This window comes from Variovorax sp. J2P1-31 (assembly GCF_030317215.1).
In the GTDB taxonomy this organism is placed as follows: domain Bacteria; phylum Pseudomonadota; class Gammaproteobacteria; order Burkholderiales; family Burkholderiaceae_C; genus Variovorax.
On the sequence record NZ_JASZYA010000003.1, the window covers coordinates 922361 to 944593 of the forward strand.

Here is a 22233-nt window from a genome sequence, read left to right on the forward strand (position 1 = left end):
GGGGTTTCCACCCGCGACGCCCGCGGTGCGCGCCTGTACAACACGCGCATGACCTCTTCCCTCTTCTTCTCGCATCGCCGCAGCGCGCTGGCCGCGGCCGCTGCCGCCGCCCTCACCGTGATCGCCGCGCCTTCGTGGGCCCAGGGTGCCTGGCCGAACAAGCCGGTGCGCATCATCGTGCCCTTCGCGGCCGGCGGCACCACCGACATCCTGGCGCGCGCGATGGCGCCCGAACTGTCGAAGGCCTTCGGCCAGCCCTTCATCATCGACAACCGCGGCGGCGCGGGCGGCAACGTGGGCACCGACATGGTGGCCAAGGCGCCGGCCGACGGCTACACGCTGCTGATGGGCACGGTGGGCACGCATGGCATCAACCGCGCGCTCTACCCCAAGCTGCCATTCGACCCGATCAAGGACTTCGCGCCGGTCACGATGGTGGCGGCGGTGCCCAACGTGATGGAGATGAACGCCGACAAGGCCAAGGCGCTGAACATCCACAACGTGCAGGACTTCATCAAGTACGCCAAGGCCAACCCGGGCAAGCTCAACATGGCGTCGAGCGGCAGCGGCACCTCGATCCACCTGGCCGGCGAGCTGTTCAAGAGCATGACCGGCAGCTTCATGACCCACATCCCCTACCGCGGCTCGGCGCCCGCGCTGCTCGACATGGTGGGCGGCAGCGCCGACGTGATGTTCGACAACCTGCCCTCGTCGATGCAGCAGATCAAGGCCGGCAAGCTGCTGGCACTGGCCGTGACCAGCGCGCAGCGTTCGCCGGCCTTGCCCGACGTGCCCACGGTGGAGGAAGCCGGTGGCCCGGCGCTCAAGGGCTTCGAGGCCAGCTCCTGGTTCGGCCTGCTCGCGCCCGCGGGCACGCCGCCCGAGATCGTGAACCGCATCCAGCAGGAGGTCGCGAAGTCCCTGGGCACGCCGGCCATGAAGGAGAAGCTGCTCGCGCAGGGCGCGATCCCCAGCGGCAATTCACCCGCCGACTTCGCGAAGCACATCGACCGCGAGCACACCAAGTGGGCGAAGGTCGTGAAGGACTCGGGCGCGAAAGTGGACTGACCCCCGAAGGCTTCGCGCACTGCGTGTCGCGTGCGCCCTCCCCCTTCCAGGGGGCAGCACCAGCGGCCCGGCAAAGCCGGTTCCGCGGTGCTTCACGACGGAGAGGTCAGACCCCCCAGACGACGTCCTTGCCCTCGGCGACGGAGCGCTTGAGCATGTCGATCAGCGGCGCGGCGCGCTGGTGCAGCGCCACGTGCTCGCGCTCGGCGGGCTCCTCGTGCTTCTCGGACGCGAAGGCGTCGTCGTTGTGGCGGTGCTGCGCATGCTCGTGGGCGATGGCGGCTTCGAGCGCGGAGATGGCGCCGGGGATCTGGTCGCTGGTGATGATGCCTTGCGCACCGGGTGCCTTGCCGATGACCTCGAGCAACTGGCGTGCATTGGGTTCGAGCATCACGACGTCGGCGGTGGCCTGAGATTTGAAACGGTAGAGCATGTTCTTTACTTGTAGAGGAAGTCCCGGGTGAAAGGGTACACCGATTGCGCACCGCGCATCGGGCCGCCTTCGACCTTGCCGTCGGGCCGCGTCGCCAGCATCTGGTGCAGCGAGATCCAGCCGCGCTCGAAACTCATCGCCGAGCCCGCCAGATAGAGGCGGTAGGCACGCAGGATGCGCTCGGCGCGCTCGGGCTGGGTGCTGGTGCGGCACAGCACGGCGCGGGCCTCCTCGAGCTGCGCCTCCAGCGCATCGGACCAGGCCCACAGCGTGCGCGCGTAGTGCGGCCGCAGGTTCTCGGTGTCGACCATCTCCAGGCCCGCGCCCGCCATGTCGCGCAGCACCTGCGTCACGTGCAGCAGCTCGCCGCCCGGGAAGATGTACTTCTCGATGAAGTCGCCCATGCCCGCGCCCAGCTGCTGGTAGTCGAGCCGGCCCGAGGTGATGCCGTGGTTCATCACCAGGCCGCCCGGCTTCAACAGGTCGTGGATGTGCTTGAAGTAGGTCGGCATGTTGGCGCGCCCCACGTGCTCGAACATGCCCACCGAGGAGATCTTGTCGAAGGGCCTGGCGGTGTCGAGCAGCCGGTAGTCGCGCAGCTCGACGCGCACCCTTCCCTGCAGCCCCTTTTCCTCGATCAGCCGCTGCACGTGCGCATGCTGGTTCTTCGACAGCGTGATGCCGGTGGCGTCCACGCCGTAGTGCTCTGCGGCCCACAGCAGCAGGCCGCCCCAGCCCGAGCCCACGTCCAGATAACGCTCGCCCGGCTTGAGCATGAGCTTGCGGCAGATGTGGTCGAGCTTGGCTTCCTGGGCCTGGGCCAGCGTCAGGTCCTCGCTGCGGTAGTAGGCGCAGGAGTAGACCCGGCGCGGGTCCAGCCACAGCGCGTAGAAGTCGTCGGAGACGTCGTAGTGGAACTCGATCTGCGCCGCGTCCTTGCCCAGCGTGTGCGAGCCGCGCGACTTGGCGCGCCGCAGCAGGCGCGACCACCAGCCGGTGTCGGTCTCGGCCGGGTTGCCCGGCAGCAGGCCGGCGGCCGCGTCGGTCAGGTCGCGCATCGCGCCGTCGATCTGGACGCGGCCTTCGACGTAGGCCTCGCCGATCGCACCAATCTGGCGCGCCGCCAGCTTGGCCAGCGAAGCCCAGTCGGTGAAGGCGAGCGTGACCCGGGAACCGGGCTGGGCGACGGTCCGGCCGTCGGGCAGCTGCAGCGCGATGGGCACTGGCAGGCTGGCAAGTTGAGACTCGATCTTCGGTATCAGGCTTGGCATGCCGATGATTTTTCCCAGCCGCTCGTTACACGTCAACCGACCCCCGTCTAAGACCCTTCCCCCATTGACACCCAAATGTTTATGCCTAAACTATTTATCCATGAACATCCTTGCGCCCTCCCTCCAACGCATCCTGTGTATCGGCGGCGGGCCCGCAGGCCTGTACTTCGCCCTGCTGATGAAGGCGCGCCATCCGCGCCTCGAGATCACCGTGGTGGAGCGCAACCGCCCCTTCGACACTTTCGGCTGGGGCGTGGTGCTCAGCGACCAGACGCTGGCCAACCTGGCGGCCGCCGAAGCCGAGACGGCCGCGCTCATCGGCCAGTCCTTCCACCACTGGGACGACATCCAGGTCTTCTTCAAGGACCGCCAGGTGCGCTCGGGCGGCCACGGCTTCTGCGGCATCGGGCGCAAGCGCCTGCTCAACATCCTGCAGGAGCGCTGCCTCGCGCTGGGCGTGGACCTGGTGTTCGAGACCGACGCCACCGATGACCAGGCGCTGGCCGCGCAGTACCGCGCCGACCTGGTGATCGCCAGCGACGGCCTCAACAGCCGCATCCGCACGCGCTATGCCGAGGTGTTCCAGCCCGACATCGACAACCGCAAGTGCCGCTTCGTCTGGCTGGGCACGCACCAGACCTTCGACGCCTTCACCTTCGCCTTCGAAGAAACCGAGCACGGCTGGTTCCAGGCCCATGCCTACCAGTTCGACGACGACACCTCCACCTTCATCGTCGAGACGCCCGAAGCGGTGTGGAAGGCGCACGGCCTCGACCGGATGGAGCAGCCCGAGGCCATCGCTTTCTGCGAGAAGCTGTTCGCCAAGTACCTGGGCGGCCATGCGCTGATCAGCAACGCCTCGCACCTGCGCGGCTCGGCCAACTGGATCCGCTTCCCGCGCGTGATCTGCAAGCACTGGACGCACCGCGTCGAAGTCGACGGCAGGACCGTGCCCGTGGTGCTGATGGGCGACGCCGCCCACACCGCCCACTTCTCGATCGGCTCGGGCACCAAGCTGGCACTGGAAGACGCGATCGACCTGGCCGACGAGTTCGGCCATGGCGGCGGCATCGACGAGGTGCTGGTGGGCTACGAGGCGCGCCGCAGCGTCGAGGTGCTGAAGATCCAGAACGCCGCGCGCAACTCCACCGAGTGGTTCGAGAACGTCTCGCGCTACACCGGCATGCAGATCGAGCAGTTCGCCTATTCGATGCTCACGCGCAGCCAGCGCATCAGCCACGAGAACCTGCGGCTGCGCGATGCGGCCTGGCTGGGCGGCTACGAGAAATGGCTGGCCGGCGGCAAGAAGATCGCGCCCATGCTCACGCCGTACAAGGTGCGCGGGCTCGAGCTCAAGAACCGCATCGTGGTCTCGCCGATGGCCACCTACAGCGCGGTCGACGGCCTGCCGCAGGACTTCCACCTGGTGCACCTGGGCGCGCGCGCCATGGGCGGCGCGGCGCTGGTCTTCGTCGAGATGACCAGCCCCACGCCCGAAGGCCGCATCACGCCGGCCTGCCCCGGCCTCTACACCGACGAACAGGGCGCTGCGTTCAAGCGCATCGTCGACTTCGTCCACACGCAGACCAGCGCCAAGATCGGCATGCAGCTGGGCCACAGCGGCCCCAAGGGCTCGACGCAGGTGGGCTGGGAAGGCACCGACGAGCCGCTGCCCGCGGGCAACTGGCCGCTGCTGGCTGCGAGCGCACTGGCCTACGGCGCGCAGAACCAGACGCCGGCCGCGATGACGCGCGCCGACATGGACACGCTGCGCGATCAGTTCGTCGCCGCCACGCGCCGCGCGGCCGAGGCCGGCTTCGACTGGCTCGAGCTGCACTGCGCGCACGGCTATGTGCTGGCCTCCTTCCTGAGCCCGCTCACCAACCGGCGCACCGACGACTACGGCGGCGACATCGCGCACCGTGCGCGTTATCCGTTGGAAGTGTTCGAAGCCATGCGCGCGGCCTGGCCGGCCGAGCGCCCGATGAGCGTGCGCATCTCGGCCCACGACTGGGCGCCCGGCGGCAACACCGACGACGACGCGGTCGCGATCGCGCGGCTGTTCAAGGCCGCGGGCTGCGACTTCATCGACGTGTCCTCGGGCCAGACCACGCGCGACGCCCAGCCCGTCTACGGCCGCATGTACCAGACACCTTTCGCGGACCGCATCCGCAACGAGGTCGGTATCGCGACCATCGCGGTGGGCGCGATCACCGACGCCGACCAGGCCAACAGCATCATCGCGGCCGGCCGCGCCGACCTCTGCGCGGTCGCGCGCCCGCACCTGGCCGATCCGGCCTGGACGCTGCACGAGGCGGCCAAGCTGCAGAGCCGCCATGTCGAGTGGCCGAAGCAGTACACCGCGGGCCGCGACCAGATGTACCGCGAGATCGCCAAGCAGCAGGCCCTGGCCGCCGGCCCGGCCGCGCTGCAGGCCGAAGAGGAGCGCTGAATGGACCTCGAAGCCCGCGCCCACAGCGAACACCCCGACGAGCTGCGGCTCTGGCTGCGGCTTTTGACCTGCACCCAGCTGATCGAGAAGGAAGTGCGCAACGGCCTGCGCGAGCAGTTCGCCACCACGCTGCCGCGCTTCGATTTGATGTCGCAGCTCGAACGCTCGCCCGAGGGGCTGAAGATGAACGAGCTGTCGCGCCGCATGATGGTCACGGGCGGCAACGTGACCGGCATCACCGACCAGCTGGTGGCCGAGGAACTGGTCGAGCGCGTCAACGTCGAGGGCGACCGTCGCGCCTGGCGCGTGCGCCTCACGACGCGCGGCCGCGCGCTCTTCAACGAGATGGCGCACCAGCACGAAGCCTGGATCGTCGAGGCCTTCGCCGGCCTCGCGCCCAAGGAGATCACCCAGCTGCACAAGCTGCTCGGCAAGGTCAAGCAGCACACCCACCCCCAGACGAACACAGAGACGGAGACCGAATGAAGCACTACATCGGCGCGGGCAATCCCATGCATGCGCAATTCGAGGCCAAGGCCGGCTACCAGGCCACGCACTTCCAGTGGAGCTATGAAGACGGCGTGGGCACCGTCACGCTCAACCGGCCCGAGCGCAAGAACCCGCTGACCTTCCAGTCGTATGCCGAACTGCGCGACCTGTTCCGCGCGCTGCACTACGCGACCGACGTCAAGGCCATCGTCGTGACCGGTGCCGGCGGCAATTTCTGCTCGGGCGGCGACGTGCACGAGATCATCGGCCCGCTCACCCAGATGAGCATGCCCGAGATGCTCGAGTTCACGCGCATGACCGGCGACCTGGTGAAGGCGATCCGCCAGTGCCCGCAACCCATCATCGGCGCCATCGACGGCATCTGCGCCGGTGCCGGCGCGATGATCGCGCTGGCCTGCGACATCCGCTACGGCACGCCCGCCACGCGCACCGCCTTCCTGTTCACGCGCGTCGGCCTGGCCGGCGCGGACATGGGCGCCTGCGCGCTGCTGCCGCGCATGATCGGCCAGGGCCGCGCGTCCGAACTGCTGTTCAGCGGCCGCGCAATGACCGCCGACGAAGGCCTGGCCTGGGGCTTCTTCAACGCGCTGCATGCGAGCGATGCGGTGCTGGCCGCGGCCACGAAGATGGCACGCGATCTCGCGGCCGGCCCGACCTTCGCGCACGGCATGACCAAGACCATGCTGTCGCAGGAATGGTCGATGACCATCGAGCAGGCGATCGAAGCCGAAGCGCAGGCCCAGGCCATCTGCATGCAGACGGCCGACTTCACCCGCGCCTACGAAGCTTTTGCCGCCAAGCAGAAGCCGGTCTTCGGCGGAGATTGACACCATGTCCGCCTCCAAGGTCGATCCCTCGACGGCGCACCTGGCGCTGCCCTTCTTCGATGACGCGCACCGCGAACTCGCGCGCGGCCTGCTGCCCTGGGCCGCCGCGCAGGACGTGGACGAGCGCGACGACCGCGCGGCCTGCCGCGACTGGGTCCGGCGCCTGGGCGATGGCGGCTGGCTGCGCTACTGCGTGCCCGCGGCCTTCGGCGGTGCGCTCGAGCGCCTCGACTCGCGCGCGCTGGTTCTGCTGCGCGAGACGCTGGCCTTCCACTCGCCGCTGGCCGACTTCGCCTTCGCGATGCAGGGCCTCGGCAGCGGCGCGATCACGCTCGCGGGCAACGCGGCGCAGCAGTCCGACTACCTGAGCGCGGTCGCGCGCGGCGACAGGATCGCGGCCTTCGCGCTGAGCGAGCCCGAGGCCGGCTCCGACGTGGGCGCGATGGCGATGCAGGCCGTCGACACCGGCAGCGGCTGGCGGCTCGACGGCGCCAAGACCTGGATCAGCAACGGCGGCATCGCCGACTTCTACGTGGTGTTCGCCAAGACCGACCCCAGCGGCGGCACGCGCGGCATCACGGCCTTCATCGTCGATGCCGATGCCAAGGGCCTCGACACCAGCGAGCACATCCAGGTGATGGCACCACATCCGCTCGCCACGCTGCGCTTTGGTGCCTGCGAGGTGCCGCACGGTGCGCAGCTGGGCGATCTGCATGGCGGCTTCAAGCTCGCGATGCGCACGCTCGACATCTTCCGCGCCTCGGTGGCCGCGGCCGCGCTGGGCATGGCGCGCCGCGCCTTGAGCGAAGCCATCGCGCATGCCAAGTCGCGCCGCATGTTCGGCCAGACATTGGCCGACTTCCAGCTCACGCAGGCCAAGCTGGGCGACATGGCAGCGCTGGTCGACAGCGCCGCGCTGCTCACCTACCGCGCGGCCTGGATGCGCGACGAAGGCGAGCGCACCGGCAAGCCCTTCGGCGACTACACCGCGGCCGCGGCGATGGCCAAGATGTGCGCCACCGAGAACGCGCAGCGCGTGATCGACATGGCGCTGCAACTGCACGGCGGCAGCGGCGTGCAAGTGGGCACGAAAGTTGAGAGTCTCTACCGTGACATCCGCGCGCTGCGCATCTACGAAGGCGCGACGGAGGTCCAGCAACTGATCATCGGCAAATCCGTCCTGCGGGAGTAGACATCTTGAGCGCACAAATCGACCGTTTCGTCCACGATGGACTTCCTCCCGCGGATCAGCTGCCGGTCTTCCGGTACGACCTGCCGGAACTGCAACTGCCCGACCAGTTGAACCTGGTCGAGGAACTGCTGGACAAGGCCGCGGCCAAGGGCTTCGCCGACCGGCCGATGCTGCGTTCTCCCGCTCGCACCTTGACATATGCGCAGGCCGCGGTCGAAGTGAACCGCATCGCGCAGGTGCTCACCGAAGACCTGGGCCTGGTGCCCGGCAACCGCGTGCTGCTGCGTGGCGGCAACTCGATTCCGATGGCGCTGGCCTGGCTCGCGGTGGTCAAGGCCGGCCTGATCGCGGTCGCGACCATGCCGCTGCTGCGCGCACGCGAACTGGGCGACATCCTCGACAAGGCCAGGCCCACGGTCGCGCTGTGCGAGGCCCGGCTGCTCGACGACATGCAGGTCGCGCAGAAGGCGAACCCGGTGTTGAAGACGATCGTGGCCTTCAAGTCGGAGGCCCCCGATGCGCTCGAGGCGCTGGCCGCGAAGAAGAGCGGCGTGTTCGCCGCCTGCCCCACCGCCGCCGACGACATCGCGCTGCTGGCCTTCACATCCGGCACCACCGGCAAGCCCAAGGCGCCGGCCACCACGCACCGCGACGTGCTCGCGATGTGCGAGACCTGGCCGCGCCATGTGCTCAAGGCCCGGCCCGAGGACATCGTGATGGGCTCGCCGCCCCTGGCCTTCACCTTCGGCCTGGGTGGCCTGCTGGTCTATCCGATGTGGGCCGGCTCCTCGGTCTACTACCCGGACATCCCGTACACGCCCGAAGGCATGGTCAAGCTGATCAACGAGACCGGCGCCACCATCGTCTACACCGCGCCCACCTTCTACCGTCAGATGGCGCCCTTCGCCAAGCAGCTCGGCACGCCCACGCTGCGCATCACCGTGAGCGCGGGCGAGGCGCTGCCCGACGCCACGCGCCAGCTGTGGAAGGACGCCACCGGCATCGAGATGCTCGACGGCATCGGCGGCACCGAGGTGTTCCACATCTACATCTCGGCCGCCGGCGCCGACGTGCGGCGCGGCGCCGTGGGCAAGGCCGTGCCCGGCTTCACCGCCAAGGTGGTGGACGACGAAGGCCGCGAAGTGCCGCGCGGCACCGTCGGCAAGCTGGCCATCCAGGGGCCGGTGGGCTGCCGCTACTTCGACGACCCGCGCCAGGCCAAGTACGTCAAGGACGGCTGGAACTACCCGGGCGATGCCTTCCGCCAGGACGAGGACGGCTACTTCTTCTACCAGGCGCGCGACGACGACATGATCATCACCGCCGGCTACAACGTCGGCGGCCCCGAGGTCGAGGACGCGCTGCTGCAGCACCCGGCCGTGGCCGAGTGCGGCGTGGTCGGCAAGCCCGACGAGGACCGCGGCATGATCGTCAAGGCCTTCTGCGTGCTCAAGCCCGGCTTCACCGGCGACGCCACGCTGTGCAAGGCGCTGCAGGACCACGTCAAGGCCGCCATCGCGCCCTACAAGTACCCGCGCGAGATCGAATTCGTCGAGGTGCTGCCCCGCACCGAGACCGGCAAGCTCCAACGCTTCAAACTGAGACAGAACACATGATGAACAAGCTATTGCAACCACCGGGCTGGCTGCCGCCCAAGGGCTACGCCAACGGCATCGCCGCGCGCGGCACCCAGATCTTCGTCGGCGGCCAGATCGGCTGGAACGCGCAACAGGTCTTCGAGACCGACGACTTCATCGCCCAGACCGGCCAGGCGCTGCGCAACATCGTCGAGGTGCTGCGCGAGGCCGGCGCCGGCCCCGAGCACATGGTGCGCATGACCTGGTACATCACCGACCGCGACGAATACAACCGCCGCCTGGCCGAGCTGGGCCCGGTCTACCGCGACGCGATGGGCCGCAACTTCCCCGCGATGACCTGCGTGCAGGTGGCGGCGCTGGTGGAGGCGCGGGCCAAGGTGGAGATCGAAGTGACGGCGGTGCTGCCGGACTGAAAGCCGTTCGTTCGAGGATCCGGGTGAAGGGTGAGCAGTGCCAGGCGCGAGCCCGCCCTAGCGCCTGAGCCCCTGATCGTTCCCCTGCTGCTGTTGCTGCGACCACTGCTGCGCCGCTTGCAGTTCGCGCCGCTGCGTCGCTTGCGCCAGCTGATCGAAGCCCTGCTCGGCCGGCACACGCGCCGCCTGCACCGGATCGACCATCACCGAGCTCAGGCAGCGCAGGCCGCCCCACGGTGCATGGCCGACGAGCAGCTTGAGCCGGCCATTCGTATCGGGTTCCAGCGCCACCACATCCAGGCGCTGGGACAGCGGCTGTGCCTTGAAGTCGGCCAGCGCCTGCGAAGCGATGCTGGCGCTCTGCTGCGCGTCCCAGCGGCCATGCTGCGCGACCACCCCGTAGATCTTCTGGAAGTCCTTGTGATCGGGATGCGCGGGGTCGCGTGGATCGGTCTGGCGCATGGGTGCAGCAGGCTCGGTGCGATCCGCCGGGCGTTCGTCGATGCTCTGCCTGGTGAGCCGCGCGATCTGCTCCCGAGCGGCAACCAGTTCGGCCTCCTTCGCTGCCCAGCGGGCCTGCATCTCGGGGCTGTCGCCCGCGCCGGCTTGCGCCGTCGGCTGCGGGAACATGATGGTGCGCTGTTCGTGCGAAGAGATAGGCTGCGCGGGTGGCAACGCTGCCGACTGCGCAAAAGCAGGAAGCACTGGTGGCGCGACGCCGACAGGGCGCGGTGCAGCTGCAGGGATCGCAAGCGCCGACGTCTGTTGCCTGCTTGGCGCAGCGGGTATCTTCACTTCAGGCTCGAACTGTTTCTGCACAGGCATCTCGCTCAACAGACGCCCTTGTGTGCGTTCCTGCGTGCGACTCACCGAAGGGAGTGACGGACTCGGCTCGTGCCTGAAGCGCTCCCGGTCCTGCTGCTGCGCCAGGGCCAGGCCTCGCATCAGGTCCTGCTCCTGTGCCTGGTGCATGCGGTACGACGGGCTGCCCTTGACCAGAGTGGAAGCATCCAGCTTGCCGACGGCCTGCAAGGAACCGACAGAGATCTGCTCGGGCTCGTCGCGGCGCTTATGGGCCTCGGCGAAGGGCATGCCACCGGGCGTGGGGATGATGCGTTGTTCGTGCGTGGTGATCGAGGGGATGGGCGCGGGCTGCGCCAGCACCTGCGAGGTGTTTTCGCTCAATGCCGTGCCATCGGCACCATAGCTTCGGATGATTGTTGTGGGGGCCATGTCCTCGCCCGCGCTGTCGCGGTGGGTGGTCGTCTCGGTTTCGATGTACTGGCCGCTTGCGGCATCTCGGGCCCAGACGGTCGTGTATGCCGCGCCCTCATGGGTCACCGTCGCGGCTCGCCCCAACGGCGAGCCGTCGGGAGCGAACCCCTCCTCAAAGGCCGGCTCACCGCTCGTTCGGGGCGCAATGTTGGCCCGCTCCATGAGCCCCGTCTGGCGGTTGAGCGTCCAGTGAACTCCCCTCAGGTGGTCGCTGGTTGCCACCAGTCGAAAGCCGTCGGCCTTGGAAGCATCGGGATTCTCATAGGACTTTTCGCCGAGGAGCCCGCCACTGGTCCTGTCGACTTCCTGCTCGATGCGGCTGACGGAGCCATCGGCATTGCGCACTTCCAGGATGTTCAGCGCTTGGCCCGGCTGCGGCGACTGAAGCCAGGTCTGGGTGGCGTTCGTGCCGATGGCCGAGGGCGTTCCCCACGGCAAGCCGTTGGGGCCAGTGCTGTTGGCCGACTGGATCTCGTTGCGGACAAACGCCTCCCGCAAAGCCTCGCGCTGTTGCTCGGCAAGCTGTGCGTGCGCCTGGGCCAACTGTGCCTCAAAGCCCACGGCCTGAAGGTAGTGACCCGTGAGTTCGGCGGTCTTGGCACCGCTGACGACTTCAACAAAACGATGGGGCAAGGCGGGGTTGTCGTGGATCGAGAACCAGGTGTATCTGCCTTCGATCTCCACCAGCGAGTATCGACTTCCGTTCGATGTGGTGACGGTCGGCGTCAGTGCCATGTGGTTGGGCAGCGTCAGCGGCGGGCCGAGCTTGTCGGGGGTGTCGCCACCCGTCAGGTAGGCGCCAATGGACTTGGCGCCTTGGGCACCGACGAAAGCGCCGCCAACTCCGCCAAGAAAGGCACCGATTGGCGGTGCAGCCGGCCCGAGTACGACCGCGAGCGGAGTCAGAAGCCAAAGTCCCAACTCGGCTCCAGCGACCGCGCCACCTGCCTGACCCACAACGCCCAACCCTTCTGTCATCGCCTCTGCGCCAGCGCCGTGCGCAACGTGCTGTCCGACGTTGATCGCGTCGTTGGCACCTCCAATGAGAGCCGCACCCGGTGCGATGCGCCCAGCGATCGCCGCCGCAGAAGGTATGCCAATCGCAGTGCTCGCGGCCCCCTTCTCAACGCCTGCGAGGACTGCCGACGGCCCGTCGGACAGAACTTCTCCCGTACCGGTACGTGGTCGCGGCATCGCCGTCTTGAGAATGGCTGTGTTGACCTCCGCGCTTCCCGCATGCGCCGCGAGTGAGAGCGCTCCATCGTGGACAGAAAACACGCTTCCAACATGAATCTTCGAGATCGCTTCACGCATCACGCTGCTCCTTGTTGCTGCGGGGGATGTAGCCACGCACCCAGCCAAGGCACCAGACCATCAGTCCGGCAAGACAAAACACGGCAGCGATGCAGAACACCAGTTGCGATAGAAAGCTGCGGCCAATGCTGGTTCCGAAAAGAAGCCCCGAAAGATGCATGGAGGGCTCGACGAGCCATAAGTACTGAGTCCAACCGAACATCAGAGCAAGTCCACACATGGAAAGGAGCACTCTGATCAGCGACGCATCCCACACCTTTTCAAGTGCTGAACGCGCTCTGTAGATGTTGAGCAGCAAGATTCCGAACAACGCCGGAATGGTCGCCCAAAGGGCTGAAAAGTAAAACCGATTCACATCCGGCTTGATGTTCAGCGCGGTGATGCGGTCGATCTGAGGAACGACGGACGCCATGAAGTCGCTGAAGTCCCGAGCCCATGCGTGGACCTCGAGGATGTCGTCGGGAATCAGCAGACCCACAACCGCCATCACGAGGTAGTACGCCACCAACGCGATGCCGAAAGGATTTCGCCAAGGAGAAGGCTTTGGCGAACGCACACGAGCGGCGTTCATGCGGCCCTCCCATCGCTCCGAACGATCCGAAGCAACGTCGCAGGGACATTGAACGCCTCCCAGATGCCTTGTGGCACCGGAGGCTGCGGAATGGCGCGCGCCCAGTTCATGGATCTCCCTTCCTGCACTCGCCGGTGCAGTGATTGGCCTGTCGATGTGTGACCGCAAAAGCGTAGCACCGTCGGTACAGAACACCGCTTCGGGAATGCACGCACCAGCTTCGATCCCGAAGTCAGCAGCCATGCGGCCCGGCTGAACCGTTCTCAGAGTCGTGCATGCCCATGGCGTCTGCGGTACTCCGCGGGCGTGATGCCCAACCGGCGCTGGAACGCACGGCGCAGCGTGTCGACATCACTGAAGCCGCAGGCCGCCGCGACCTGCTTGGGCGCGGACTCGCCGGCCTCGAGCAGCGCGCGCGCCGCGGCCACGCGCACGCCTTCGACCCAGGCCGCGGGCGTGACGCCGACCTCCTGCGCGAACAGCCGGGCGAAGTGGCGTGCGCTCAATCCCATGCGGGCCGCGAGCCGTGCGATGCCCAGTTCGGCCGCCGGATTCGCCGCGGCCCAGCGCTGCACCTCCTGCAAGGCGGAGCGGCCCGTCGGCGCGGCCTCGCCCTTGCGGCTGAACTGCATCTGGCCGCCAGGCCGCTTGAAGAACATCACCAGCTGCGCCGCGACCTGCATCGCGATCGCGCGGCCCAGGTCCTCCTCGACCAGCGCCAGCGCGAGGTCCAGCCCCGCGGTGACGCCCGCGGCGGTGCGCAGCCGGCCGTCGCGCACATGGATCGCATCGGCATCGACCGTGACCGCGGGGAAGTCGCGCGCCAGCTGCTCGGCCACGGCCCAGTGCGTGGTCACGCGCTTGCCGTTCAACAGGCCGGCCTGCGCGAGCACGAAGGCGCCGCTGCAGACAGAGCCATAGCGCCGCACCGCCGGGATGCGCGCGCGCAGCCAGGCCACGACGCCGGCATCGGCGAGCGCTCCGGCCGCATGCGGCGAGCCGGCCACCAGCAGCGTGTGGATCGGTTCGTCGGCCTCGTCGTCGCGGCCGATCACCGCATCGGGCATCAGCCGCACGCCCGAGGAACTGCGGATCGCGCCGGGGCGGCTGGCCACCACGCGCAGCCGGTAGGCCTCGGCGCCGGCCTGCAGGTTGGCCTCGGCGAAGACGTCGAGCGGCCCCGAGACGTCGAGCAGCTGCACGCCGGGCAGGGCCAGGATCGCGATGGTCTTGGGGGTGCGCAAGGGTGTGTCCTCTTTGAGCCGCTAATGTCCTGATTCGTCGCATCACGACGATCTGAGACATCATCGCCGAATCCTAGAGTGGAAGCCACCTTCACAGGAGCAATCCACATGACATCGACGACCACCATCGACGGGGTGCGCATCCCCGACAGCCAGCTGGCCCGCGAGATCACCGAGCAGGTGCGCGACACCGTGCCGCCGCTGCTGTTCCATCACTCCAGCCGGGTCTACTACTTCGGGGCGCTGGCCGGCAAGCGGCGCGGCCTGACTTTCGACCCCGAGCTGCTCTACGCCGGCGCGATGTTCCACGACATGGGCCTGGTGCCGAAGCACAGCAGCGCGAACGATCGCTTCGAGGTCGACGGCGCCAACGTGGCGCGCGAGTTCCTGCGCGGCCACGGCATCGCGCCGCAAGACATCGACCTGGTCTGGAACGCGATCGCGCTGCACACCACGCCCGGCATCCCGCAGCACATGCACCCGGTGGTGGCGCTGGTCACGGCCGGCGTCGAGATGGATGTGCTGGGCCTGGACTACCCGGCCTTCGGCGAGGCGCAGCGCACGCAGGTCGTGCAGGCGCATCCGCGCACCGAACACTTCAAGGAGGACATCCTCCAGGCCTTCTACGACGGCATCCGCCACAAGCCCGACACCACCTTCGGCAACGTCAAGGCCGACGTGATCGCGGACAAGGAGCCGCACTTCCATCGCGGCAATTTCTGCAGTCTGATCCGCTGTTCGGCCTGGCACGGCTGAGCGCTTTGCGGCCTCGGGGCGACGGCGCCGCCCCGATGAAGAACTGCGAAGAAAGTTCAAACTTCCGAGCCTCGGCGACCGCCTTGATGACAATTGTCAAATATCATTGCGCCCCATGCCGAGGGCCCCTGCCACCACCTGCCGCCTCACCGATGTCCCCGAGCGACAGGTGGGCCATGCGGAAACCGAAACGCTGCAAGCACTGCTCGAGGCCCAGCGCCTCGCGCTGGCCCGCGAGGTCCACGACGACATCGGCGGCGCGCTGACCGCCCTGCACTTCGACCTCTCGCAAGCCCTCCGCCATCCCGATGCCGCCGAGGCCCCGGAGCGCCTGCGCTCGGCGCAGGAGGCCTTGCGCCAGGCGATCGACGCGACCCAGCGCGTGGTGCACGCGCTCTACCCGCCCGACCTCGACGACGGGCCGGACGCCGCCCTGCGCGGCCTGGCGGACCGATTCCGCCGGCGCACCGGCCTCGCCACCGCCGTCACCGGATCGATCGACGACGCCATGCTGCCGGCCGCGCTGCAACTGACGGCCTACCGCACGGTGCAGGAAGCGCTGAGCAACGTCGCGCGCCATGCGCAATGCCGGCGCGTCGACATCACGCTGGGCACCGCCGACGGCATGCTGCGCGTGGCGGTGCGGGACGACGGCCGCGGCATCACGGCCGAGCCCGCTGCACGCCCCGCCTTCGGCCTGCGCGGCCTGGCCGAGCGCGCGCAGTCCGTGGGCGGCCGGCTGCAGATCGACAGCGCGCCGGGCACCGGCACCACGGTGACGCTGGTGGCGCCGCTCGCGCAAGGGGCGCCGGCATGATCAACGTGGTGATCTGCGACGACCATGCGCTGGTGCGCCGCGGCATCCGCCAGACGCTGGGCGAGGCGGTCGACATCCGCGTGACGGCCGAGGCCGCGAGCTATGCCGAGGTGCGCGAGCTGCTGCGCAACAACACGCCCTGCGACGTGCTGCTGCTCGACCTGGGCCTGCCCGGACGCAGCGGGCTCGAGGTGCTGAGCGCGGTTCTGGCCGACGGCGAGACGCCGATCCGCGTGCTCGTGGTGTCGATGTTCACCGAGGAGCAGTACGCGATCCGCTGCCTCAAGGCCGGCGCCCAGGGCTTCGTGAGCAAGGCCGGCGAGCCGAGCGAGCTGATCGCCGCGACCCGCACCGTGGCCTACGGCCGCAAATACGTCACGCCCGAGCTCGCGCAGATGCTGGCCGACAGCGTCTCGCGTCCCACGGAAGCCGCAGCCCCGCACACGGTGCTGTCCGACCGCGAGCTGCAGACGCTGGTGATGATCGCCTCGGGCAAGCGGCTGTCGAGCATCGCCGAAGAGCTGATGCTGAGCCCCAAGACCGTGAGCGTCTACCGCTCGCGCGTGCTGGAGAAGCTCAACCTGGCGAACAACGCGGCCATCACGGTCTACGCGATCCGCAACAACCTGGTGTGAGGCGCCTCAGCGCCCGCCTGCGAACAACGAGATCATCCGCTCCATCAGCTGCAGCAGCGGCTGCTCCAGCATCGGCAGCACCAGCGCGATGCCGGCCAGCCCGGTGGTGAGCGTGACCGGGAAGCCGATGGCGTAGATGTTCATCTGCGGCGCCACGCGCGAGATCACGCCCAGCACCAGGTTCACGAACAGCAGCAGGCCGATCATGGGCAGCGCGATCCACAGCGCGCTCGCGAACAGGTCGGTGCCCAGCTCGTGCATGCGCAGCCGCGCGAGCGCGTCCAGCACGCTGCCGCCCACCGGGAAGGTGTCGAAGCTCTTGATCACCGCCATCAGCACCGTGAGGTGGCCGTTGATCGCGATGAACAGCAGCACCGCGATGTTGCCCAGGAAGCGCGAGACCGCGCTGGTCTGCGCGTTGCTCATCGGGTCGAAGAAGGCCGCGAAATTGAGCCCCATCTGCAGCCCCACCAGTTCGCCCGCGAGCTCGACCGTCGCGAACACCAGCCGCACCGCGAAGCCGATGGTCATGCCGATGGCGACCTGCTGCACCAGCGCGCCCAGGCCCGCGCTCGCGTCGAGCGGCACCGTCGGCTGCGTGCCCAGCGTGGCCTGCGCACACAGCGCCACCATGAAGGCCAGGCCCACGCGCGCGCGCACCGGGAAGGCGCGCGAGTTGAAGATCGGCGCGGTGGTGAACACGCCCAGCACGCGCAGGAAGGGCCACAGCACCGGCGTGACCCAGGCCATGAGCTGCGCCTCGGTGAAGGTGAGCACGGCGGCGGACCCGGGCTACAGCACCATCTGCGGAATGGATTCGATGGTGCGGCGGATGTAGTCGACCAGGGCGCCCAGCATCCACGGCCCGGCGATGGCGAACACCACCACCGCCGCCACCAGCTTGGGCACGAAGGCCAGCGTGGCCTCGTTGATCTGCGTGATCGCCTGGAAGATGCTCACCACCAGGCCCACCGCGAGCACGGCCAGCAGCACCGGCATCGAGACCATCAACAGGATCACGAGCGCGTCGCGCCCCATCGTCAGAACCATCTCTGCATTCATGGCCGCAGCCTCCTCAGATCGCGAAGCTGGCGGCCAGCGAGCCGATCAGCAGGTTCCAGCCGTCGGCCAGCACGAACAGCATGAGCTTGAACGGCAGCGCCACCAGCACCGGCGACAGCATCATCATGCCCAGCGACATCAGGACGCTCGACACCACGATGTCGATCACCAGGAAGGGGATGAAGATCATGAAGCCGATCTGGAAGGCCGACTTGAGCTCGCTGGTGGCGAAGGCCGGGATCAGCACGCGCATCGGCGCGGTCTCGGCCGTCACCTCGGCGGGCAGCCGGGCCAGGCGCGCGAACAGCGCGAAGTCCGACTGGCGCGTCTGCTTCAGCATGAACTGGCGCATCGGCACCTCGGCCTTGGCCACCGCGGCCTCGAAGCCCAGCGTGTTCTCGGTGTAGGGCTTGTAGGCCTCGTTGTAGACACGGTCGAGCGTGGGCCCCATGACGAACAGCGTGAGGAACAGCGACAGCCCGATCACCACCTGGTTGGGCGGCGCCGACTGCGTGCCCAGCGCCTGGCGCAGCAGCGACAGCACGATCACGATGCGCGTGAAGCCGGTCATCATCAGCAGGATCGCCGGTAGGAAGGACAGCGCGGTGAAGAACAGCAGCGTCTGCACCGGCACCGAGAAGCTGGTGCCGCCCGCGCCCTGGCCGATCAGCAGCGGCAGCTGGCCGCCCGCGGCGTCCTGCGCCTGCGCCGCCGCGGCGGCCAGCGCCAGCAGCGCGGCTCCCGTGCGCTTAAGCATGGGGCGCCACCGCGGCCTTGGCCGGCAGCGTGTGCAGGCAGGTGATGGTCTGGCCGGTCACGCCCAGCACGAGCCAGGTGCGCGCGTCCTCGGGGCCGACCTCGACTGTGACCACCCGCTGCTGGGGCCCGACCGCGACCGCCGACACCAGCTTCGAGCCGCCGCCGGGCAGGCCGCCGGGCTGCAGGCCGCGGCGCTGCTGGTAGCGCCTGAGCAGGAAGGGGATCGAGAGGATGGCCGCGACGAACAGGACGACGGTGACGAGACTCTGGGTCATGGAAGCCTGTGCGATCTCAAGCGCGGTGCACGCGTCGCAGCCGCTCCGACGGCGTGACGACGTCGGTCAGGCGGATGCCGAACTTGTTGTTGACCACCACCACCTCGCCCTGCGCGACCAGGTAGCCGTTGACCAGCACGTCCATCGGCTCGCCGGCCAGCGTGTCGAGCTCGACGATCGAGCCCTGGCCCAGCTGCAGCACGTGCTTGATCGACACCTTCTTGCGGCCCAGCTCCACGGTCAGCTGCACCGGGATGTCGAGCACCCGCTGGATGTCCTGCAGCGGCGCCTGCGCATCGGCCGCGCTCGCGCCGCCGGCCGCGCCGTCCAGGGCCTCGGCCCAGCCGGCGCCGTCGGAAGAAGAAGGGATGCTCTGTTGTTCAACGGTCATGGGAACCTCCGAGCCAGTGCGGGTCGTCCCCGCGCAGGCATTCATCGATGCGCAGCGCATAGCGCGTGCTGTGGGTGCCGTAGTGGCAGGCGAAGACGGGCGTGCCGTCGACCGCGGCGACCACGCGCGCGGGCCGGTCGAACTGGATGAAATCGCCGGCCTTCATCGCCAGCAACTCGGCGACGGTGAGCTCGGCCTGCGCGAACTCGGCCACCAGCGTGACCTCGGCCGACTGGATCTCGCGCGTGAGCGCCGTGACCCAGCGCCGGTCCTCGGCCATGGCCTGCGCCTGCTGCGCGCCGTAGAGCACGTCGCGGATCGGGTCCAGCGCGCCGTAGGGCAGGCAGATGCGCACCGCGCCCTCGAAGTCGCCGATGGCGATCTTGAGCGTGGTCACCACCACCTTGTCGGCCGGCGCCGCCACGTTGACGAACTGCGGGTGCGTCTCGCTGCGCACATGCGCGAGCTCGAGCGGGTAGATCTCTTTCCAGGCCCTGTTGTACTCGGTGCAGACGATGCCCAGCAGGCGCTGGATCACGCGCTGCTCGGTGGGCGAGAAGTCGCGGCCTTCCATCGGCGCCTGCAGCGTGCAGGCGCCGCCGTAGAGCGCATCGACCAGCACCGAGATCAGCGTGGCGTCGCACACCACCAGGCCGTGGCCGCGCAGCGGCTGCAGCGCGACCACGTTGAAGTTGGTCGGCGGCGCCAGCGAGGCCAGGAAGTCGGCGTAGCCCTGCACCTCGACCGGCGCGATGGCGATCTCGGCGCCGCGGCGCACCAGTTGGAACACGCCCACGCGCAGGTGGCGCAGGAAGCGCTCGTTCACGATGTCCAGCGTGGGCATCGGGCGGCGCACCAGCCGGTCGGCCGCGGCCAGGTCGTAGGCGCGCGCGGCGGCCTCGGCCATGCGCGCCACCGGGTCGGCCGGCGCGGCGCCGGTCAACGCATCGTCCGTGGCGGGGTCGGTGCTCATTGCACGATGAAGCTGGAGAACAGCACGGCCTGCACCGGGCCCTGTGCGCTCTTCTTGCGGCGCACCGGCGCGTCCTCGTCGCCCTTGGCCGGCTTGGGCGACTCGATGTCGTAGCCCAGCAGGCGCGAAACCTCGACCTGGATGTCGCCCGCGAGCTTCTCCTTGCCGTCGCGCTTGAGCAGTTCTTCGGAGGTGCGCTGCGAGACCATCAGCAGCACGCCGTTGCGGATCTTGGGCATCAGCTGCTTGATCTGCTCGGCCGCCTTGTCGTTCTGCAGTTCGAGCGTGATGCCGACCTGCGCCACGCGGTCGCCGCCGCCGTCGGCCAGGTTGAACACCATGTTGTCCAGCGCCAGGTAGCTCGGCGTGGCGGCCTTGGGCGTCTCGGCCACGGCCTCTTCCTCATGGGCCGGCGCGTGGGCCTTCTTGTTGTTGAGGAAGAACCAGGTGCCGCCGGCCCCGCTGACGAGCAGCAGCACGCCGGCCAGCCCGAGCAGCAGGGGCTTGAGCTTGCCCTTGGGCTTGTCGGTGGCCGGCGCGGAATCGGCAGCTTTGGCGGACACGGGCTTTCCTTGGGTCGTTCGTTGGGAATCGAAAAAAAGGCACAGCGTCCGGCGCGCCGGAGCGCTGTGCATGCGGTCGATTATTCGATCGGCCCGGCGCGGCGAAGCGCGGGAAAAGCGGCGCAAAAGCCGCGCTTATGGCGGCTTGGTCTCAAACGTAGAGGTCGAGCGGACGGCTGCCGTCGGCGCGCAGCGCCATGGGCCGGGGCCGCACGTCGAGCGCATCGACCGCGCCGACCGAAGCCTGGCCCTTGCCCGGCGGCCGCGCGGGCGGCCCGCCCTGCCCCTGCGGGTCGCGGGCCTGGCTGCCGACCGAGGCCTGCGACAGCAGCAGGCCTTCGCTGCCGAACATCTGCTTGAGCTCGGGCAGGGCCTGCGCGAGCATCTGGCGCGCCTCGGGCTGGTCGCTGCGGAACACCACCTGCGCCTCGTTGCCCTGCAGCTTCAGGCTCACCGACACCGGCCGGCCGTCGAGGGCCATGCTGAGCTCGGCGCCCTGCGTCTTCTGCGCCATCCACCAGCTCACCTGCTCGGTCATGCGCTCGGCCAGGCCCGGCTGGCCCAGCGACGCGCCGGCGGCCGCGGCATCGACCGGAGCCATGAAGGGCGACGGGTTCGAAGCATCGGCGCCGGCCACCGGCGACGGCCCGGTGCCCGCGACCGGGCCGGCCGATGCGGTGGCGCGCTCCCAGCGGCGCGGCAGGCCCTGGGCCTCGGGCGACAGCAGGCCCAGGCCTGGCAAGGCCTGCAGTTCGGCGCCCGGGCGCTGCGGCGCCAGCGCCGTGGCCGCCTGGCGCGTGGACGGTTCGGCGGTCGCCGCGGCGTCGCGTTGGGCGATGCGTTGCTGCTGCAGCAGCAGCGCGGCAGCCGGGGTGGCCGTCGGCGCCTCGGCCGCGCTGCCCGGCGCGGGATGCACGGACGGCGTCGCGGCATCGTGCGGGGTGGCCAGGGGCTGCAGCGCCGATACCGTGCGCGCGGCCGCGCCGCTCTCGGCCGGGCCCACGGCCCCGACACCGCGTGCGGCAGCCGGCGCCGTCACCGGCGTGGGCGGGGCGCCCGGCGGGCGCGGCAGTTCAACGGCCGGGGGCAGCCAGGCGGCATCGCCGGCCGGCACCTCGACGGCCACAGGCGCGTCGGCCACGGTCTGGGGCGCGTCGTCCGCCTTGCCCTTCACGGGCTCGGCGAGCTCGGTCGCCGTCTCGGCCTCCTGCGCCACCGTGGCCGCGTCCTCGCTGTCGCAGGCCGCGAGCGCGGCACCGAAACCCGTCCCGTCGGCCGCCTCGGCCGAGGGCTTTGCGCGCGCGGGCGCCGGCGCGGCCGTGGGCGCGGCGGTGCGAAGCCCTTCGACCGCCATCAGAGCAGACCGCCCAGCGGGTTGCCCTGGCGCCGGCTGTACTGCAGCGCGGCGCGCTCGTCGGACTGCTTCTGTTCGCGCCGGTCCAGCGTGATCTGCTCGTCGCGGCGCCGCGCCGCCAGCAGCTGGCGCAGGCTCTCGAGCCGCGCCTCGGCCGCGCGCGAACCGACCGATGCGCGCTCGACCTGGCGCCCATGGTCGGCCACGATGCCGGTCTGCAGCCCGATCGCATGCGTGAGCCGCGCCATGAATTGGTAGTGGTGCCGCATGATCTCGGGCATGCAGTTCGCCTGCTGGCGCGCCCAGCGCTCGGTGCATTCGGTGGCGTAGCTCTCGAGCTGGTCGAGCTGCTGCTTGGCGGCGGTCCAGCCCTGCAGCGCCTGCGCCACCACCTGGGCCGCGGCGTCGCGCCGGTCGCGCGCCTGCGACAGCGCAAGCTCCAATCCATTCATTCCGGACATGCGGACTCCTCGGTGTGCG

Annotated in this window: 24 protein-coding genes; 10 read left to right on the forward strand and 14 right to left on the reverse strand. The window is 69.2% G+C overall.

Annotation, left to right across the window (positions count from 1 at the left end; translation table 11 throughout):
- Positions 1-48 precede the first annotated feature (48 nt).
- On the forward strand, positions 49-1068 hold the full coding sequence (locus QTI20_RS24095; protein ID WP_286553748.1) for a Bug family tripartite tricarboxylate transporter substrate binding protein: 1020 nt from the start codon (positions 49-51) through the stop codon (positions 1066-1068).
- Between the two features lie 106 nt (positions 1069-1174).
- Here QTI20_RS24095 and QTI20_RS24100 read toward each other — a convergent pair whose 3' ends face one another.
- On the reverse strand, positions 1175-1501 hold the full coding sequence (locus QTI20_RS24100; protein ID WP_286553747.1) for a DUF1840 domain-containing protein: 327 nt from the start codon (positions 1499-1501) through the stop codon (positions 1175-1177).
- Positions 1502-1506: 5 nt separating this feature from the next.
- Positions 1507-2772: a class I SAM-dependent methyltransferase gene (locus tag QTI20_RS24105; protein WP_286553746.1), complete on the reverse strand. Its 1266-nt coding sequence runs from the start codon at positions 2770-2772 to the stop codon at positions 1507-1509.
- A gap of 100 nt (positions 2773-2872) precedes the next feature.
- Between QTI20_RS24105 and QTI20_RS24110 the strand changes: the two genes are divergently transcribed.
- From QTI20_RS24110 to QTI20_RS24135, 6 genes are read left to right on the forward strand one after another with little or no spacing between them, the layout of a single operon-like run.
- Positions 2873-5224 (forward strand): bifunctional salicylyl-CoA 5-hydroxylase/oxidoreductase, encoded by a 2352-nt coding sequence (locus tag QTI20_RS24110; protein WP_286553745.1) that lies wholly within the window; start codon positions 2873-2875, stop codon positions 5222-5224.
- Positions 5225-5710 carry a MarR family winged helix-turn-helix transcriptional regulator gene (locus QTI20_RS24115; protein ID WP_183028369.1) on the forward strand — a complete coding sequence of 162 codons (486 nt, stop codon included), beginning with the start codon at positions 5225-5227 and terminating at the stop codon, positions 5708-5710. It begins immediately after the preceding gene.
- Positions 5707-6561, forward strand: a complete 855-nt coding sequence (locus QTI20_RS24120; protein WP_286553743.1) for an enoyl-CoA hydratase family protein — start codon at positions 5707-5709, stop codon at positions 6559-6561. Before QTI20_RS24115 ends, QTI20_RS24120 begins: the two co-directional genes overlap by 4 nt.
- A 4-nt stretch (positions 6562-6565) precedes the next feature.
- The gene (locus QTI20_RS24125; RefSeq protein WP_286553742.1) at positions 6566-7753 is read left to right on the forward strand and encodes an acyl-CoA dehydrogenase family protein; all 1188 of its coding nucleotides are present in this window, start codon (positions 6566-6568) and stop codon (positions 7751-7753) included.
- 5 nt (positions 7754-7758) lie between these two features.
- Positions 7759-9369 (forward strand): AMP-binding protein, encoded by a 1611-nt coding sequence (locus tag QTI20_RS24130; RefSeq protein WP_286553741.1) that lies wholly within the window; start codon positions 7759-7761, stop codon positions 9367-9369.
- The gene (locus QTI20_RS24135; protein ID WP_286553739.1) at positions 9366-9764 is read left to right on the forward strand and encodes a RidA family protein; all 399 of its coding nucleotides are present in this window, start codon (positions 9366-9368) and stop codon (positions 9762-9764) included. The genes QTI20_RS24130 and QTI20_RS24135 overlap by 4 nt, the downstream gene beginning before the upstream one ends.
- A 57-nt stretch (positions 9765-9821) precedes the next feature.
- On the opposite strand, the gene QTI20_RS24140 is transcribed toward QTI20_RS24135, so the two are convergent.
- The 3 genes from QTI20_RS24140 to QTI20_RS24150 are packed head-to-tail and all read right to left on the reverse strand — an operon-like array spanning position 9822 to position 14168.
- Positions 9822-12353, reverse strand: a complete 2532-nt coding sequence (locus QTI20_RS24140; protein WP_286553737.1) for an XVIPCD domain-containing protein — start codon at positions 12351-12353, stop codon at positions 9822-9824.
- On the reverse strand, positions 12346-13167 hold the full coding sequence (locus tag QTI20_RS24145) for a hypothetical protein (protein ID WP_286553735.1): 822 nt from the start codon (positions 13165-13167) through the stop codon (positions 12346-12348). The genes QTI20_RS24140 and QTI20_RS24145 overlap by 8 nt, the downstream gene beginning before the upstream one ends.
- Positions 13168-13187: 20 nt before the next feature.
- Complete coding sequence (locus QTI20_RS24150) at positions 13188-14168, reverse strand: GlxA family transcriptional regulator (RefSeq protein ID WP_286553734.1); 981 nt, start codon at positions 14166-14168, stop codon at positions 13188-13190.
- 108 nt (positions 14169-14276) lie between these two features.
- On the opposite strand from QTI20_RS24150, the gene QTI20_RS24155 reads away from it, so the two are divergent.
- The 3 genes from QTI20_RS24155 (at position 14277) to QTI20_RS24165 (ending at position 16376) form a co-directional block, all read left to right on the forward strand.
- Entirely contained in the window at positions 14277-14924 is a 648-nt protein-coding gene (locus QTI20_RS24155) for an HD domain-containing protein (protein WP_286553732.1), read from the forward strand.
- A 115-nt stretch (positions 14925-15039) separates the two neighbouring features.
- Positions 15040-15741 (forward strand): sensor histidine kinase, encoded by a 702-nt coding sequence (locus QTI20_RS24160; RefSeq protein WP_286553730.1) that lies wholly within the window; start codon positions 15040-15042, stop codon positions 15739-15741.
- On the forward strand, positions 15738-16376 hold the full coding sequence (locus tag QTI20_RS24165) for a response regulator (RefSeq protein WP_286553727.1): 639 nt from the start codon (positions 15738-15740) through the stop codon (positions 16374-16376). Before QTI20_RS24160 ends, QTI20_RS24165 begins: the two co-directional genes overlap by 4 nt.
- 6 nt (positions 16377-16382) lie before the next feature.
- On the opposite strand, the gene fliR is transcribed toward QTI20_RS24165, so the two are convergent.
- From fliR to QTI20_RS24210, 9 genes are all read right to left on the reverse strand, one after another.
- Positions 16383-17153, reverse strand: a complete 771-nt coding sequence (gene fliR, locus QTI20_RS24170; protein WP_286553726.1) for a flagellar biosynthetic protein FliR — start codon at positions 17151-17153, stop codon at positions 16383-16385.
- 15 nt (positions 17154-17168) lie between these two features.
- The gene (gene fliQ, locus QTI20_RS24175; RefSeq protein WP_286553725.1) at positions 17169-17438 is read right to left on the reverse strand and encodes a flagellar biosynthesis protein FliQ; all 270 of its coding nucleotides are present in this window, start codon (positions 17436-17438) and stop codon (positions 17169-17171) included.
- 13 nt (positions 17439-17451) lie between these two features.
- Entirely contained in the window at positions 17452-18195 is a 744-nt protein-coding gene (fliP, locus tag QTI20_RS24180; RefSeq protein WP_286553724.1) for a flagellar type III secretion system pore protein FliP, read from the reverse strand.
- Entirely contained in the window at positions 18188-18472 is a 285-nt protein-coding gene (locus QTI20_RS24185; RefSeq protein ID WP_183028357.1) for a FliO/MopB family protein, read from the reverse strand. The genes fliP and QTI20_RS24185 overlap by 8 nt, the downstream gene beginning before the upstream one ends.
- 16 nt (positions 18473-18488) lie before the next feature.
- Complete coding sequence (gene fliN / locus QTI20_RS24190) at positions 18489-18863, reverse strand: flagellar motor switch protein FliN (RefSeq protein WP_286553723.1); 375 nt, start codon at positions 18861-18863, stop codon at positions 18489-18491.
- Positions 18853-19836, reverse strand: coding sequence for a flagellar motor switch protein FliM (gene fliM, locus QTI20_RS24195; protein ID WP_286553722.1), 984 nt, complete (start codon positions 19834-19836; stop codon positions 18853-18855). Before fliM ends, fliN begins: the two co-directional genes overlap by 11 nt.
- The gene (locus tag QTI20_RS24200) at positions 19833-20399 is read right to left on the reverse strand and encodes a flagellar basal body-associated FliL family protein (RefSeq protein WP_286553720.1); all 567 of its coding nucleotides are present in this window, start codon (positions 20397-20399) and stop codon (positions 19833-19835) included. Before QTI20_RS24200 ends, fliM begins: the two co-directional genes overlap by 4 nt.
- A 151-nt stretch (positions 20400-20550) precedes the next feature.
- A complete protein-coding gene (locus tag QTI20_RS24205; protein WP_286553718.1) occupies positions 20551-21753 on the reverse strand; it encodes a flagellar hook-length control protein FliK in 1203 nt (400 codons plus the stop codon).
- Positions 21753-22214 carry a flagellar export protein FliJ gene (locus QTI20_RS24210; RefSeq protein WP_286553716.1) on the reverse strand — a complete coding sequence of 154 codons (462 nt, stop codon included), beginning with the start codon at positions 22212-22214 and terminating at the stop codon, positions 21753-21755. The genes QTI20_RS24205 and QTI20_RS24210 overlap by 1 nt, the downstream gene beginning before the upstream one ends.
- Between the last annotated feature and the right edge of the window lie 19 nt (positions 22215-22233).